The following is a 14,399-nucleotide window of genomic DNA, read 5'->3' as shown; positions in this document are numbered from 1 at the left end:
GCGCTTTGTTGTTGTTCGCGATAACTCGTTACTTGATCAAAACTTCTATTCAAAGGGCTCACCACTTTCCGAACATTTAGTCGTTGCGGGAGAGCTCATCAAGGCCCCTTTTCTTACTAGCCATTACCTCTAAAATCAGCGTCTCTTGTATGGCATTTTGCTTCGATTAAAAACTACCACATCACCCTCACATTTAATCGTGATCTTCATCATGAATTTCATATATAAACACAGCTTTTATATATAAATTTAGAGTCGGTGGGGTTTGCTTGGAAAATTTGTTATCAACTCACGCATAGAGAAGTGACCAGTGATCAGCTTACTAACTCGATCGGGTCAGTCTTCGCGTTTAGCTATTGAACGAGCATATATATATCAGACAACGATAGCTTTTTTGCCTTTCAAGGTTACTGGGATCACCTATTAGGTGCAAAAGATCACCGAGACCTGACCTTGCCCCAACGGTGGTAATATCTTTCCTTGGCTCGATTGGCATAGTAGCCGTTATGCACTTGGTTTTGGGCTGCAGAATTTCTTTGACGCCTATGGAATTAAAGATAGGGTAAACTCAGATTCAACCGGTGGTGCTGGGCATTTCTCTTCAGCTATTTATAAGTTTTTGCTCAATATCAATGTGATAGAAAAGCAGCTTAGGAGTAAAAATGTACGGTATTGGTGGGTTGCTTAATTTCGCCTTTTTGATGGCGCTAAAACTTGCAAAAAAAGGGGGCAGCACAAAGCATACCCCAAAGGTTTTGCTGTGTTTTAATCTGGTGTAGGCATAGGGATTAAGTCAGCTGAAATAGTCAGTTTTGCCTGTGTAGCGGCTTGAATTTCATCGATGCTGAACTCGGGAGCCAACTCCGTGAGCACCATCTGGTTATTGATGATCGATATCACGCCCATCTCGGTGACTATTAGGTCAACTTGGCCAACCGCAGTCAGTGGCAACGAGCAGTGTTGCAGTAGCTTAGGCTCTCCCTTAACGGTATGTTCCATAGCAACAATCACTTTCTTGGCACCAACGACAAGATCCATTGCTCCGCCCATACCGGGCACCATCTTGCCGGGAATAATCCAATTGGCCAGATTGCCTCGCTCATCAACTTGCAGGGCCCCGAGCACAGTGGCATCGACATGACCGCCGCGAATAATGGCGAAAGAATCAGCGCTATTAAAGTAGCAACTGCCCGCGATGGCTGTGATTGCCTGACCTCCGGCATTGACCAAGTCCGCATCCGCATATTGCTCATCGGCTAAAGTGTCAATGCCGAGTAGACCATTTTCACCTTGAAGCAGCAGCTCGACGTCCTTGTCTACCTCATTAGCGACTAGTGAAGGAAGACCAATGCCGAGATTCACGATATCACCGTCCCGCATCTCTTGGGCGACTCGCCACGCAATACGACGTCGAATCGTGTGTTTATCGAGTTGTGTCGTCATTAGGACTCCTCCATAAAGATGTAGTCGACATATAAACTGGGTGTGTGCACCGCTTCAGGTTCGATTTCTCCTAGTGCCACTAATTGCTCAGGCTCAACGACGACAGTGCCTGCTGCTGTCGCCATCAAAGGGTTAAAGTTTTGGCTGGTCTTTTTGTAAAATACATTGCCACGTTGATCGACTAATGAGCCACGTATCAGCGCTAGGTCTGCTTTAAGGGGCTTTTCGAGTAAGAAAGCCTGCCCATCGACTTCAATGACTGGCTTGTTTTCAGCGATAATTGTCCCGATCCCCGTTGGGGTCAATACTCCGCCCAACCCCGCGCCGGCGCTGCGAATACGCTCTGCAAGGGTGCCCTGTGGCACCAGTTCCACCTCAAGCGTCCCTTGATTCATCTGCCTGCCCGTTTCTGGATTGGTACCAATGTGCGAGGCATAGAGCTTCTTGACCCTCTGGCTAGCGATGAGTCGACTGGCTCCCTTGCCAGGCGATCCTGTATCGGTGCTGATCAGGGTGATGTCGTTAATACCGGACTCAAGCACCAAGTCAATCAGTTTCTCTGGTGCACCTGTAGCCATAAAACCGCCAATCATGATTGTCATACCGTCATGAAGAAGGGGGGTTATCTGCTTTGCTGTGGCTGCTTTTTTCATGATGTTTGCCCCTAGTAACAACGTTTTATTATCATCGCAGTGCCCATGCCACCACCAATGCAAAGAGAGGCCAGTCCATAATCGCAACGAGTGCGCTGCAGTTGATGGACTAGAGTGGTGACAATTCTATTGCCAGAGGCACCGACCGGATGACCAAGCGCGATCGCACCGCCGCAGACATTGCTGCGCTTAAGGATCCACGGCTCATCGATATTGTGCTGATGGGTTAGTGAACGGATCACGCCTAGGGCTTGGGCGGCGAATGCCTCATTGAGCTCAAACAGGTCGATATCTTCTATCGCCATATCGGCCTTGGTGAGGGTATTAGCAATGGCTGAAACTGGACCAAGCCCCATTACTTCGGGCGCTATTGCACCTTGTCCATATTCGATAAGCTCAGCGATTGGGGTGAGGTGATGCCTTTTGAGCGCACTGCCTGAGACCAATAAGATCGCGGATGCACCATCGTTGATCCCAGAGGCATTACCGGCGGTGACACTGCCATTTTTATCAAAGGCTGGTGCTAAGTTTTGTAGCGCCTGATAGGTACAGTCGGCTCTTGGGTACTCATCTTGAGTGACATTGATTTGGCGCTTACGAAGATCAATAGTGACTGGCGCAATCTCGGCGTCAAAGTAACGCATTTCAATCGCTTGAGCAGCTTTACGCTGACTGTCGAGTGCAAAGGCATCTTGTTCTTCACGAGAGATACTCAGCTGAGTCGCGATGTTTTCAGCGGTGATACCCATGTGGTAATGATGAAAGGCATCGGTCAGTCCATCTTTTAAAATACTATCTTCAAGACCTTGATGGCCAAGCCGATAGCCACGGCGAACTTGGCCAGAGGTGGTGTAACAGGCATTAGACATGCTCTCCATGCCGCAGGTAAGGACGATGTCTGAATCACCAGCGCGGATATGGCTGGCGGCGTCCATAATTGCCCTCATGCCACTGCCACAAATCATGTTGATGGTATAGGCAGGGACGGATTCGGGCAGACCGGCTCGGATTGCCGCTTGTCGGCCAGGTCCCATACCTGTACCGCCGGTTAATACGCTGCCGACAATCACCTCATCAATCTGTTCCAAAGGGAGCTCAACTTGATCAAGGGCTGCTCGCATAGCCGCTGCTCCCAACTCTACGCCAGACAGCGAACTAAGGGCACCATTAAAGTTGCCAATCGGGGTGCGCTTGGCAGCCACGATAAATATACGTTCCATGTTGATTCTCCAGTGTCGGTTTTAAGGCCAGTTTAGGGCGTCGCTCCTCATCGCGATATAGGCAGGAAATCAAAGCCGCTTTGCATAAATGCAAGCACCGAGCACAGCGTAAATCACATATTGAGATTGAGTTAGTGGTTATGGTGACAGTAGTTTACTTAGGAGAGATCGTTATGCTAAATCGTATCGCTTGTGCCCCTTGCTGTTGGGGCATCGAATTTGCGTCCAATGAGACCAACCCTAGCTGGGGAAAGGTGTTGATGGATGCTAGTGGCAGTGGGTATCGTGGGATAGAGTTAGGGCCAGATGGCTACTTTCCGCTCGAAAAGGGGCTGCTGCGCAGTGCCTGTAAAGTACGAGGCCTTGAGGTTTGTGCTGGAAAGATAGAGCTACCCTTCGCAGATACGTTGCAAATGAGCTCGATTCTGGATGAGGTGGTTTACATTTGTCAGCACTTAGCCTCATTAGAGGTCAAGACCTTGCTGATCATGGAAGGGATCCACAGTCAACGCTCTGGGCACCGACAGAATGCTGTGACCGCAACGCGTTTGACGACCAAGCAAAGGCAGGAGCTGAACGACAACTTGGATGCGATCATTGCGATAGCAAGCGAATATGGCTTGCGCTGCCTACTCCACCCTGGGGTTGGGGGTTATATTCGCTATCAAGACGAAATTGACTTTGTGCTCAATCAGATCCCTGGGTCTCGCTTAGGCTTATGTTTGGATGTGGGGCATGCTTTTCTCGATGGTATGGATCCGGTGCGTATCATCCATCAATATGGACACCGAATCGAGCATGTTCATCTGAAAGACATATCGATGCAAAAGCTGCGTGTTGCTGTGCGCGACAAACTGGAGTGGGTCGACGCCTACAGCCAAGGAATCGTCACTCCTTTGGGGGAGGGGGATATCCAGCTCACCCTAATTATGGAGGCATTAAATCAGTTGGATTATCAGGGTTGGCTGGTGGTGGAGCATGAGCATGCTTGCAATAATGCCGAGCAGGTGAGCGCTGATTTGTCTCGCAGCCGACAGTACTTACAAAGACTAATGGTTTAGAGTAGGGGACGTGATGCTCAGTGATCCTTGGTTCTATCTGGCTGCTGTTCCAGCGGTGTTGATTTATGGCGTTGGTAAGGGCGGTCTTGGGGGCGCGCTGGGTATTATCGCGGTACCGCTGATGGCTTTGGTGGTGCCACCGACTCAGGCTGCGGCGATACTGCTGCCGATCTTGTTGGTGATGGATGGCTTTGCGGTCAGTCATCATTATCGCCAGACCGATTATCAACTGATTAAACGGATGCTGCCGGGTGCAGTTATCGGTGTCGCCCTCGGAGGATGGATACTCAAAGTGACGCCCGAGGCAGGGCTCAAATTGACCATTGGCCTACTGTCTTTACTGTTTTGTCTGCAACATTGGTTGGGTAGTCCCCGACAAACAACACCGCCAGGGCGGCTAGCAACCGGGTTTTGGAGTATCATGACGGGTTTGTCGAGCACGGCCATTCATGCCGGTGGGGGCCCCGCGAGTATCTATCTACTCCCCCTCAGATTGCCAAAGATCACCTTAGTCGCCACAATGGCAGTACTGTTTGCCATCCTCAATCTGGTCAAGTTGTTCCCTTACATGGCATTGGGTGAGTTTGATAGCACGAATTTAACCACGGCCATGGTGCTGATCCCCTTAGCGCCCCTTGGGGTCAAATTGGGCGTCTACCTGCTCAATTACACCAGCCAAGAAAAGGTCTATCAGTTGTGTTATCTGTTTCTGTTTGCCTCCGGCCTTAAGCTCAGCTTCGATGGCATTCGAGTTATCACAAGCTTCTAAACAAGCGTTTAGCATTGCCTTTGCTGCCAACACAATATGCTTACCCCTCACACTGTCTAACATCGTCGAGCGATTAATTTAGATCTCCCCGCAGGCTTGCAATGAGCTATCGATTTCTGATGTTGCTTGCAGCAGAAACTGCTTGAACCTAGTTACGACGGGCGAGGACTTTTGCGGTGAGTGGTAGTAAAGGTTAAGGCTCCAGATGCTAGTTTGGTACTCTTCGAGCAAGGTAACCAGCAGCTGCTGAGCTAGTGCCGATCGGGTAACAAACTCAGGAAGATAGGCGATGCCTGAGCCATTGATGACGCCCTTAAGCAGCAGATCGCTATCATTCACTTCAATCGTCTTCGGTACTTTCAGCATAATATTTTCTACACCAGAGCGAAAAATCCAATCGTTGCTGCCAGTTAGCGTTGTTGCCATCAAGCAAGCATGTTGGCGTAAGTCCTCTGGGTGGGTTGGGCGCTGGTGCCGCTCAAGATAGTCATGGGCTGCGACCACAATAAACGGACATTGCATCAGCTCTCTTTTGACTAACAAGAGATCTTTATCGCGATAGCCTTGATAGTGGGCATTGGCGCTGATGATCAAATCACAGTGATTGGCGTGATCTAGCGCCCATGGTGTTACGTTGATATTAAAGGTAACCAGCGGGTTTTGCTGGCGATAATCTGCGATGATATCCATCAAAAAGTGGTTGGCAAAAATAGGCGTGCAGGCAATGTTGATATGACCTTTTTCCTGGTCTTGGAAATCCTCTAGCTTCCGATGGATACGCTCAGCATGATCAACAATCGGGGCGAACTCTGCATAGAGGGTTTGTCCCGCCTGCGTGGCTTCAAGTAGACGGTTGGTGCGACGACACAAAGTCGTGGCAAAGTGGCGCTCAAGATCTTGTAGCCAGCGGCTTCCTGCCGAAATGGAGATATCGTGTTTTCTTGCCGCAGAGGATATCGAGCCCGTGCGGATCACATCAACAAAAAAAGCCATCTTATCGAGCATGATAACTCCAAGTTTCGTGGGAGATGAATGTCAAAAGGGGCAGAGCGATTCGCACTCTGCCCCTTTGCTATTGAGGATGATTAGGCGTGCGCCTCCGATGGCTTTTTCGGTAGCTCTTTACCGAGTTTTTTCGCCATCGCTTCTTCCATTTTCTCTAAGCTAACCCCTTTGGTTTCAGGGACATACTTAACAACAATAAACATGCAGATGAGCGATAGTACCGCGAACAACCAGAAGGCAAAGGCACCATTAAAGTTCTCTTGCAGGTAAGAGTTATCGTTCAGCATAGGGAAGGTTTGGGTCACGATAAATCCAGTAAACCATTGTGCACCAACCGCGATCGCCATGGCTCTTGAGCGGATGCTGTTGGGGAAGATCTCTGAAATCATGGTCCAGCACGCACAGCCCCAAGAGGTGGCATAAGAGACGACGTAAAGACACAGAGCAAATAGGGCAGCATAGCCTTCTGTCTGGTTATAGAGTACATGACCAACCACGAACATCCCCAGTGCACAGCCAAAGGTACCGAATTTCATTAGTGGCAGGCGTCCAACTTTGTCGATAAGGTACATACCAAGCGCGTTACCACCGATAAATACCAGGCCAACAAAAGTGGTTTGGAATAGGGCATTTTCGGTTGAGCCAGTAATAGGTTTTAAGATTTCCGGGGTGTAGAACATGATGACGTTGATACCGGTCAATTGCTGAGCCGCAGCGACAAAGGTACCAATGACCAGGATAGAGAACAGCAGTGGTGAGCGCAGGCTAACTTGTTTATTCTTACCTGACGTTTGGCTGAGTGACTCTTGTATCTCTCCAATCAAGCGTTGGGCATGCTCGGGGTTTGAAATGCGTGACAGGGTAACTTTGGCTTCAGCTAAACGGCCCTTAAGTACTAGCCAGCGAGGAGACTCAGGGATAATAAACAGTAGTGAAGCAAATAGAGCCGCAGGTAATACCTCAGAAGCCAACATCCAGCGCCAGCCCAAATCCACCAGCCAGGCTTCTGACATACCACGAGCAATCAGATAGTTAACATAGAATACCCCGGTTTGACCGACCACAGCTGATTGCTGGAACATACTAACCGCGCGACCACGGAAGTCCTTTGGTGCCACCTCTGACATATACATTGGCGAGACTACACAGGCAAGGCCTACCGCCACGCCGCCAACGATACGTAGCAACACATAGAAAGTAAAAGTGGGGGCTATTGCACTACCAATGGCAGAGATGATAAACAGCACCGCTGCGATGAATAAGGTGTTACGTCGACCATACTTTAAGGCCGCCCAACCTGCGCCAACCGCACCGATGATACTCCCGAGGACGACACTGGATACTGCCCAACCTGTTTGAGCGGGAGAGAGTCCAAAATATTCTCTAATTGGCCCAATTGCACCGGAGATAACTGCAGTATCGTAGCCTAAGAGGATACCGCCCAAGGCGGCAATACAACAGATCCTGACAATGTAGGCAATATTATGTTTTCGAGCTTCAGCATTGGATGTCGCTTCCATGTTAATTTCCTTTATTAGAGTCCCCAAACCGTCACCTAACCATCGAATAAGTTCGTGCTGGGTTACCACCAATACTGCGCGAGTAGGGTACGAGTATTGATATCTAGTTGGTCAACTAATTATGTATGTATTATTGGTGTGGAAATTATTTTTCATTGTGTTGACATGTTTCATCATAATCTTGCTGGTTAAAGAAGACTAGTCGAGTAAGGCATCAATGCTTGAAAGTGTTATCTAAATCAAACTATGGAAAACATTTTTCAAAAGACGTTTTTTGTTTAACTTATTGAATATATAGATTATATGTGAAATGAGATCTAGCTCAAATTCGTCTTGTAGCCCCCGTTTTTCCTAGTGTTTTCCATTTTTTTGAAAATAATTGGAAAAGTTTTTTGTAGGTGAAAAATATTTTTCAATGGGTTTTTTTTTAGGTAGTGTTATCTCCAGTGAAACGAAAACTGTGAATCAGAAAGTGCTCCACAATCGACAACGCTTTTTACTTCACCCCTAAATCAATAACACCTTTGTTGGAGAATAATAATGAGCAACGTGCAATATGGAATTAGCCCACTCACTTGGACAAATGATGACATGCCAGAGCTTGGCGGTGATATCCCATTGGAGACGTGCCTTAGTGAGATGGCAGAAGCCGGCTTTACTGGGACTGAGCTAGGTACTAAATATCCGCGTCAGCCAGAGGTGCTTATCCCATTATTAGAAAAACACGGCTTGGTACTCGCCTCTGGCTGGTACAGCGGCAACCTGATGACGCTGACGGCTGAAGAAGAGATCGCTGCGATGCAACAGCATATCAAACTGCTAAAAGCGGCCGGCTGTAAGGCGATGGTATTTGGTGAAGTAAGTAATACGGTCCACGGTGATATCAATACCCCCCTTTCGCAGCGTGTGATCCTGACAATGGATGAGTGGAAGACCTATTGTGCCAAACTGACTACCGTCGCGGAGTACCTGCTAAATGAGCACGATATCAAGCTGTCATTCCATCATCATGTCGGCACCATCTGTGAGACAGAAGACGACATTAACTTGTTAATGGAATTCTCTGGCGAAGCGGTGCATTTGACTCTGGATACGGGGCACATTACTTACGGTGGCGGTAACCCAGTGACTATGATTGAGCGTTGGGGACATCGTATTGGTCACATGCACTTTAAAGACTTGCGCTTGGAGGTGATGAATGCCGCTCGCTCTGCTGATAAGTCATTCCTTAATGCTGTATTAGACGGCGTCTTCACTGTGCCAGGAACCGGTGACGTTGATTATGACGATGTCTTCGCTGCGCTTAAAGCACGCAACTACTCTGGATGGCTGCTGGTGGAAGCGGAACAAGACCCGGCCAAGGCACACCCACTGACCTTTGCCAAAACCGCTTTCGAAAACATCACAGGTTACGCCAAGAAGTACGACTTGTAATAGAGCATGCAGGGGAGCGGCCTGCTCCCCAATTTCAAGCTAGCCACATCCTCTTTACTGGGTAGCTGATGAGCTAAAAAATTTATTACTGAGGAAGACAATGAATACAGTACGCCTAACAGTTGCAGAAGCACTAGCAAAGTACTTAGCAGCTCAAATGATTGAAATTGATGGCAAAAAAGAGCAACTCTTTGGGGCGGCGTTTGCCATTTTTGGTCACGGCAATGTGACTTGTTTTGGACAGCAACTGAAAAATATTGAAGACAAAATTCCTACCTGGCGTGGGCAAAACGAGCAGTCAATGGCAACGGCCGCCATCGCTTATGCTAAAGCGAATCAGCGTCGCCGTATTGGTATTGCCACTAGCTCCATTGGTCCAGGTGCCACCAATATGGTCACAGCAGCCGGTATCGCACATACCAACCGTCTTCCTGTGCTCCTTATCGCGGGTGACGCTTATGTCAGCCGTCTGCCTGATCCTGTCCTGCAGCAGCCAGAAAATTTTTACGATCCATCGATTACTTGTAATGACACCTTCAAGCCATTAACTCGTTACTGGGATCGGATTATTTCACCTACCCAACTGATGCACTCTCTGCCGCAAGCCATTGATACCATGCTTGACCCGGAGACTTGTGGCCCAGCATTTATTGGTTTGCCACAGGATATCCAAGGTGTTGCTTACGATTTTCCAGAGATTTTCTTTGCTGAGAAGGTTCACCGTATTCGCCGACCTGAGCCGGAGCTTGCCGACCTAAAAGACGCGAAGCAAATTTTGCTTGAGGCGGAAAAACCATTAGTGATCTCTGGCGGCGGCGTACATTACTCGCTGGCTACCGATGAGTTGGCTGAATTTGCTAAGACACACAATATTCCGGTTGTAGAGACGATTGCTGGTCGCGCTACGATGCTGCAAGACAATCCGCTTAACGCTGGACCCATCGGCGTAACGGGTTCCGACTCTGCCAACTATATGGCCGCCCATGCCGATGTTGTGCTTGCTGTAGGGACGCGATTGCAAGACTTCACCACGGGCTCGTGGAGTGTGTTCAAAAACCCACAAATGAAGCTAATCACTATCAATACCGCACGCTTTGATGCAATTAAGCACCGTGCTATCCCCGTAAAAGCTGACGCTAAGCGCGGCCTAGTAGAGCTGTCAAACCTTCTTGGTGATTATCGTTGCAGTAATGAGTGGGCCGCAACGGCGAAAACCCAAGCCGATCAATGGAAGGCCTTGGTTCAGCGTCGTACCAACCCACAGCCTGGTGAGCTACTACCAGGGCTGACTTCTTATGCAGAAGTGATCGGTAAACTCAATAAGTCTATGCAGCTAGGAGATACCGTGCTGACTGCCGCTGGCGGATTGCCTGCAGAGTTAGCAATGAACTGGCAGAACTATCAGATTGGTAAGTTTGATGTCGAGTTTGGTTTTTCGTGCATGGGCTATGAGATTGCCGGTGGTTGGGGGGCTAAGGTCGCCAACCCAGATAATGATGTTGTGGTACTGGTCGGCGATGGCTCCTACCTAATCCAGAACTCAGATATCTATTCATCGGTACTGACAGGCCACAAGATGATTGTGGTGGTGTGTGATAACGGCGGCTTTGCGGTGATCAATAAGCTGCAAAATAATACTGGTAACGAGTCATTTAATAACCTTCTCGAGGACTGTCGTCGTCCTGATGGTGAGGTCGCCCGAGTCGACTTTGCCAAGCATGCCGAGGCACAAGGCGCGCTCAGCGAGAAACTGACTAGCATCGATGAGTTTGATGCCGCTTTCGCCCGAGCGAAGGAAGCCGATCGCACTTATGTGATTGTCTTGGATATCGACCCGGTATCGCCCGCTGCTTGGTCGAAGTGTGATTGCTGGTGGGAAGTGGGTCTACCAGAGGTAACGCGCAATGACCAAACCGCGCAGAAGGTGGCCGATTGGGAAGAAGGCCGAGCAACTCAGCGCCCAGGTGTGTAACCACTCATTTGGTTAACGCTCGTTTTCTTAGTGCTCATTTTTTCGAGAAAAAATAATACTAATTGGGCTCTTAACACCCAAGCGCCCACAAGGAGTCAGATATGTTTAATGAAGAACGTCATTTTGAGCAACCTATCCGCTGGGCAATGGTCGGTGGGGGGCGTGGCAGTCAGATCGGTTACTCGCACCGCAGTGCGGCAACCCGAGATGGCCTGTTTAAGTTAGTCGCCGGTGCATTTGACCTAGATCCACAGCGCTGTCGTGACTTTGGTGAAAACCTTGGTGTCGATGGCGATCGCTGCTATGCCAATTATAAAGAGATGTTTGAGCAGGAGGCGCAGCGTAAAGATGGTATTCAAGCGGTGTCTATCGCGACGCCTAACTCTACCCACTATGAGATCTGTAAAGCTGCCCTTGAGGCAAATCTGCACGTCGTGTGTGAAAAGCCGATCACCTTCACGACAGAGGAAGCACAGGATCTCAAGCAGATTGCTGCCGAGCGCAATCGCGTGATTGGCGTGATGTACGGCTATACCGGTTTCCCTATGGTGCAACAGGCTCGCGAGATGGTTCAGCGCGGCGACCTTGGTGAGATTCGTGTGGTGAATATGCAGTTCGCGCATGGATTTCATAATGAAGAGTATGAAAAGAATGACCCAGGTCTGAAGTGGCGCGTCAGCCCTGAAGTATCCGGCCCGACTTATGTGTTAGGTGACATTGGCACCCATGCTTTCTACCTAAGTGAAGTCATCACAGGCTTAGAGATCGATCGCTTGGCCTGTATGCGTCAAAGCTTTATTGCCTCACGTGCACCTCTTGAGGATAACGCACACATCATGATGCAGTTTAAAGGTGGCGCTGTGGGCACACTATGGGCTTCAGCAGTGAATGCTGGCTCCATGCATCAGCAAAAAATCCGCATCGTTGGCTCTAAAGCGTCGATCGAGTGGTGGGATGAGTATCCAAACCAACTTCGTTACGAGGTACAGGGCGAGGCACCGCGAGTGCTCGAACGTGGCATGGGCTACCTATACCAAGATGCTCAAGGCGTAGCGGCTAACCGTGTTGGTGGTGGTCATGCTGAGGGATACTTTGAGTCTTGGGCGAATTTGTATCACCGTTTTGCCCTGGCGTTTGATGCAGCGGACCGTGATGACCAAGCGGCATTGTCTGAGATCTGGTTCCCAGGTATCGATGCGGGCATCGAGGGAGTTCGTTTGTGTGAAAAATGTGTTGAATCGGCAGACCAAGGCGCTGCTTGGGTTGAATACAAGTAATTAGGAATGACCATGACTAAGATTGCACTTCAACAGGACAGAGAGTTGGATGCCATCGTGTTGGGTCGCGCGGGCGTGGATCTCTACGCTCGCGAGTCCGGTACGGATATGGCGGATATCTCGGGTTTCAACAAGTTTGTCGGCGGCTCGGCAGCGAATATCGCGGTGGCAGTGAGTAAGCTAGGCGGCAAGGTCGGTTTCATCGGCTGTGTCGCCGAAGACGCGTTCGGCAATTACGTTAAGCAGTATATGTCGGGCCAAGGGATTAACCTTGATGGCATGAACACCGATGCCTCGGGCACACGCACCTCGGTGGCGTTTACCGAGATGAAGCCTAAAGACTGCACGGTGATCATCTATCGCAACAATGCATCGGATTTGACCATTAAGCCAGAAGAAATTGATCCCAAGTACATTGCGCAAGCGAAGGTCTTGGTCGTCACCGGAACGGCTTTGTCTGAGAGCCCTAGCCGCGAAGCAACCTTGATTGCCATGCAGCATGCAAGACGCAGCAATACGCTGGTTGTTCTTGATGTCGATTACCGCCCATACTCGTGGCGCACCGATACTGATGCCTCAATTTACTACGGTATCGCGGCGGGTCTCTCGGATATCGTCATCGGTAATCGTGAAGAGTTCGACATGATGGAAACGGTATTAGCACCAGGCAATCGTGACGATGACCAAACCGCGCAGCGCTTCTTATGCGAAAACACTCAGATAGTGGTGATTAAAGCCGGTGAGTTTGGATCTAAAGTGTATTGCCGTGATGGTTATCGCTTTGAGCAAGGCATCTTTCGTGTTGAGGCCAATAAGCCATTTGGCTCTGGTGACTCATTTGCGGGTGGGCTTATCTGGACGTTAACTCATGGTGGATCATTGGAAGAGGGGATCCGCAATGGTACCGCGGCAGCGGCGATTAATGTCAGTGGTGACAGCTGTACCGAGGCGATGCCGACGAAAGAGCAGCTTTTTGATTTTATTGAGACAAGAGCGTAAGGGCTGTACCTGTCCCTAGGGCGCGGGTTAGCCAGATTTATGTCTCCCGGGTCAGCATAGAATAGCCCTGCGGCGCTTTTGTGCACCATCGTGGCCCGGACTTTTATTACAACAACTAGATTTTTCGGACAATTTTGTTTTGCCAACGCAAAACAACTGTGAGGGAACCAAAATGGGTAAACATATTCCACCATTTGATAATAACAACCAAGCCATTATCGACGTGAACGATGAAGTCACGCCATTGTGTTATTTCAATCAAGTAGTGCTAGAGCAAGAGCAGTCTTTTCAACACAATGTCCCAGGCTATGAGACGGTAATTGTGTTAGCGGGCGGGACCTGCTGTATTACCGTCAGTAAGGATGGAGAAAGCCAAACATTTGACAACATTGGTCAACGTAAATCGGTGTGGGATGGCAACCCTGAAGCCGTATATGTTCCACTTGGCTATACCGCCGAGATCACTTGCGTAAGTGAGCAGGCCGACGTGATGATTGCCGGTGGCCAGTTTGAGGCTTCTCTGACACCTTTCTGTGTGCGTGAGGAGAACGTCGACATCGTTCAGTATGGTTCTGATGAGACTAAAACTCACCGCAAGATCAAGCATGTCCTTGGTCAATCTAACTCTGAGCAGCGTGGCCGCCTGTTGGTCAGCGAACTGTTTACCGTCGGAGCGGGCGGTTGGTCAGGCTTCCCGCCTCACAAGCACGATGAAGATCGGATCAAACAAGATGGCAGCAAAGAGACCTTGTACGAAGAGGTGTATCAGTTCCGATTTAACCCAGACTTTGGTTTTGGCGCGCAGTTTCTTTATGAGCACGAGGACGATTTTGGCCCCGTTTATCATGTGCGCACAGGCTCAGTGATTGCGATTGATAAAGGGTATCACCCAAGCGTTGCCGCGCCTGGTTATGAGATGTATTACTTTACGATTATTGTTGGCAAGACCGAAAAGTCCTTGGTTCAGCACTTCGACCCTCATCATGAGTACCAGGTAGAAACCATTCCTGGCATTAAAGATATGATTGCTAAGTTTAAGTAGGGAG

Annotated in this window: 12 protein-coding genes; 7 read left to right on the top strand and 5 right to left on the bottom strand. The window is 49.3% G+C overall.

The window, feature by feature from the left end:
• Positions 1 to 765: 765 nt before the first annotated feature.
• Genes ACZ5R2_RS21880 through ACZ5R2_RS21870 form a run of 3 tightly spaced genes read right to left on the bottom strand, consistent with a single transcriptional unit; the run spans position 766 to position 3,316 of the window.
• Positions 766 to 1,443: a 3-oxoacid CoA-transferase subunit B gene (locus tag ACZ5R2_RS21880; protein WP_464902517.1), complete on the bottom strand. Its 678-nt coding sequence runs from the start codon at positions 1,441 to 1,443 to the stop codon at positions 766 to 768.
• Entirely contained in the window at positions 1,443 to 2,096 is a 654-nt protein-coding gene (locus ACZ5R2_RS21875; RefSeq protein WP_464902518.1) for a CoA transferase subunit A, read from the bottom strand. Before ACZ5R2_RS21875 ends, ACZ5R2_RS21880 begins: the two co-directional genes overlap by 1 nt.
• Positions 2,097 to 2,107: 11 nt before the next feature.
• Entirely contained in the window at positions 2,108 to 3,316 is a 1,209-nt protein-coding gene (locus tag ACZ5R2_RS21870) for an acetyl-CoA C-acetyltransferase (RefSeq protein WP_464902519.1), read from the bottom strand.
• A gap of 173 nt (positions 3,317 to 3,489) precedes the next feature.
• On the opposite strand from ACZ5R2_RS21870, the gene ACZ5R2_RS21865 reads away from it, so the two are divergent.
• Complete coding sequence (locus ACZ5R2_RS21865; RefSeq protein WP_464902520.1) at positions 3,490 to 4,377, top strand: sugar phosphate isomerase/epimerase family protein; 888 nt, start codon at positions 3,490 to 3,492, stop codon at positions 4,375 to 4,377.
• A 13-nt stretch (positions 4,378 to 4,390) separates the two neighbouring features.
• On the top strand, positions 4,391 to 5,146 hold the full coding sequence (locus ACZ5R2_RS21860) for a sulfite exporter TauE/SafE family protein (RefSeq protein WP_464903649.1): 756 nt from the start codon (positions 4,391 to 4,393) through the stop codon (positions 5,144 to 5,146).
• A gap of 78 nt (positions 5,147 to 5,224) precedes the next feature.
• Here ACZ5R2_RS21860 and ACZ5R2_RS21855 read toward each other — a convergent pair whose 3' ends face one another.
• The gene (locus ACZ5R2_RS21855) at positions 5,225 to 6,151 is read right to left on the bottom strand and encodes a LysR family transcriptional regulator (RefSeq protein ID WP_464902521.1); all 927 of its coding nucleotides are present in this window, start codon (positions 6,149 to 6,151) and stop codon (positions 5,225 to 5,227) included.
• An 80-nt stretch (positions 6,152 to 6,231) separates the two neighbouring features.
• Complete coding sequence (locus ACZ5R2_RS21850) at positions 6,232 to 7,671, bottom strand: sugar porter family MFS transporter (RefSeq protein WP_464902522.1); 1,440 nt, start codon at positions 7,669 to 7,671, stop codon at positions 6,232 to 6,234.
• Between the two features lie 540 nt (positions 7,672 to 8,211).
• Between ACZ5R2_RS21850 and iolE the strand changes: the two genes are divergently transcribed.
• From iolE to ACZ5R2_RS21825, 5 genes are all read left to right on the top strand, one after another.
• Complete coding sequence (gene iolE, locus ACZ5R2_RS21845) at positions 8,212 to 9,105, top strand: myo-inosose-2 dehydratase (protein WP_464902523.1); 894 nt, start codon at positions 8,212 to 8,214, stop codon at positions 9,103 to 9,105.
• 100 nt (positions 9,106 to 9,205) lie between these two features.
• Positions 9,206 to 11,077: a 3D-(3,5/4)-trihydroxycyclohexane-1,2-dione acylhydrolase (decyclizing) gene (iolD, locus tag ACZ5R2_RS21840; RefSeq protein ID WP_464902524.1), complete on the top strand. Its 1,872-nt coding sequence runs from the start codon at positions 9,206 to 9,208 to the stop codon at positions 11,075 to 11,077.
• Between the two features lie 101 nt (positions 11,078 to 11,178).
• Entirely contained in the window at positions 11,179 to 12,354 is a 1,176-nt protein-coding gene (locus tag ACZ5R2_RS21835; protein WP_464902525.1) for a Gfo/Idh/MocA family protein, read from the top strand.
• A 12-nt stretch (positions 12,355 to 12,366) separates the two neighbouring features.
• Positions 12,367 to 13,353 (top strand): 5-dehydro-2-deoxygluconokinase, encoded by a 987-nt coding sequence (gene iolC / locus ACZ5R2_RS21830; RefSeq protein ID WP_464902526.1) that lies wholly within the window; start codon positions 12,367 to 12,369, stop codon positions 13,351 to 13,353.
• A gap of 172 nt (positions 13,354 to 13,525) precedes the next feature.
• Positions 13,526 to 14,395 (top strand): 5-deoxy-glucuronate isomerase, encoded by an 870-nt coding sequence (locus ACZ5R2_RS21825; RefSeq protein ID WP_464902527.1) that lies wholly within the window; start codon positions 13,526 to 13,528, stop codon positions 14,393 to 14,395.
• Positions 14,396 to 14,399: the final 4 nt, after the last annotated feature.

The organism is Vibrio sabulosilitoris, from assembly GCF_055391395.1.
This window is presented reverse-complemented; position numbering and strand designations above follow the sequence as displayed.

What these genes read in the sequence shown, in the direction of transcription:
- ACZ5R2_RS21835 (WP_464902525.1), top strand. Translation starts at nt 11,179, where the DNA reads ATGTTTAATGAAGAACGTCATTTTGAGCAACCTATCCGCTGGGCAATG.
- ACZ5R2_RS21850 (WP_464902522.1), bottom strand. Translation starts at nt 7,671, where the DNA reads ATGGAAGCGACATCCAATGCTGAAGCTCGAAAACATAATATTGCCTAC.
- ACZ5R2_RS21875 (WP_464902518.1), bottom strand. Translation starts at nt 2,096, where the DNA reads ATGAAAAAAGCAGCCACAGCAAAGCAGATAACCCCCCTTCTTCATGAC.
- iolC (WP_464902526.1), top strand. Translation starts at nt 12,367, where the DNA reads ATGACTAAGATTGCACTTCAACAGGACAGAGAGTTGGATGCCATCGTG.
- ACZ5R2_RS21860 (WP_464903649.1), top strand. Translation starts at nt 4,391, where the DNA reads ATGCTCAGTGATCCTTGGTTCTATCTGGCTGCTGTTCCAGCGGTGTTG.
- ACZ5R2_RS21880 (WP_464902517.1), bottom strand. Translation starts at nt 1,443, where the DNA reads ATGACGACACAACTCGATAAACACACGATTCGACGTCGTATTGCGTGG.
- ACZ5R2_RS21865 (WP_464902520.1), top strand. Translation starts at nt 3,490, where the DNA reads ATGCTAAATCGTATCGCTTGTGCCCCTTGCTGTTGGGGCATCGAATTT.
- ACZ5R2_RS21825 (WP_464902527.1), top strand. Translation starts at nt 13,526, where the DNA reads ATGGGTAAACATATTCCACCATTTGATAATAACAACCAAGCCATTATC.
- iolE (WP_464902523.1), top strand. Translation starts at nt 8,212, where the DNA reads ATGAGCAACGTGCAATATGGAATTAGCCCACTCACTTGGACAAATGAT.
- iolD (WP_464902524.1), top strand. Translation starts at nt 9,206, where the DNA reads ATGAATACAGTACGCCTAACAGTTGCAGAAGCACTAGCAAAGTACTTA.
- ACZ5R2_RS21870 (WP_464902519.1), bottom strand. Translation starts at nt 3,316, where the DNA reads ATGGAACGTATATTTATCGTGGCTGCCAAGCGCACCCCGATTGGCAAC.
- ACZ5R2_RS21855 (WP_464902521.1), bottom strand. Translation starts at nt 6,151, where the DNA reads ATGCTCGATAAGATGGCTTTTTTTGTTGATGTGATCCGCACGGGCTCG.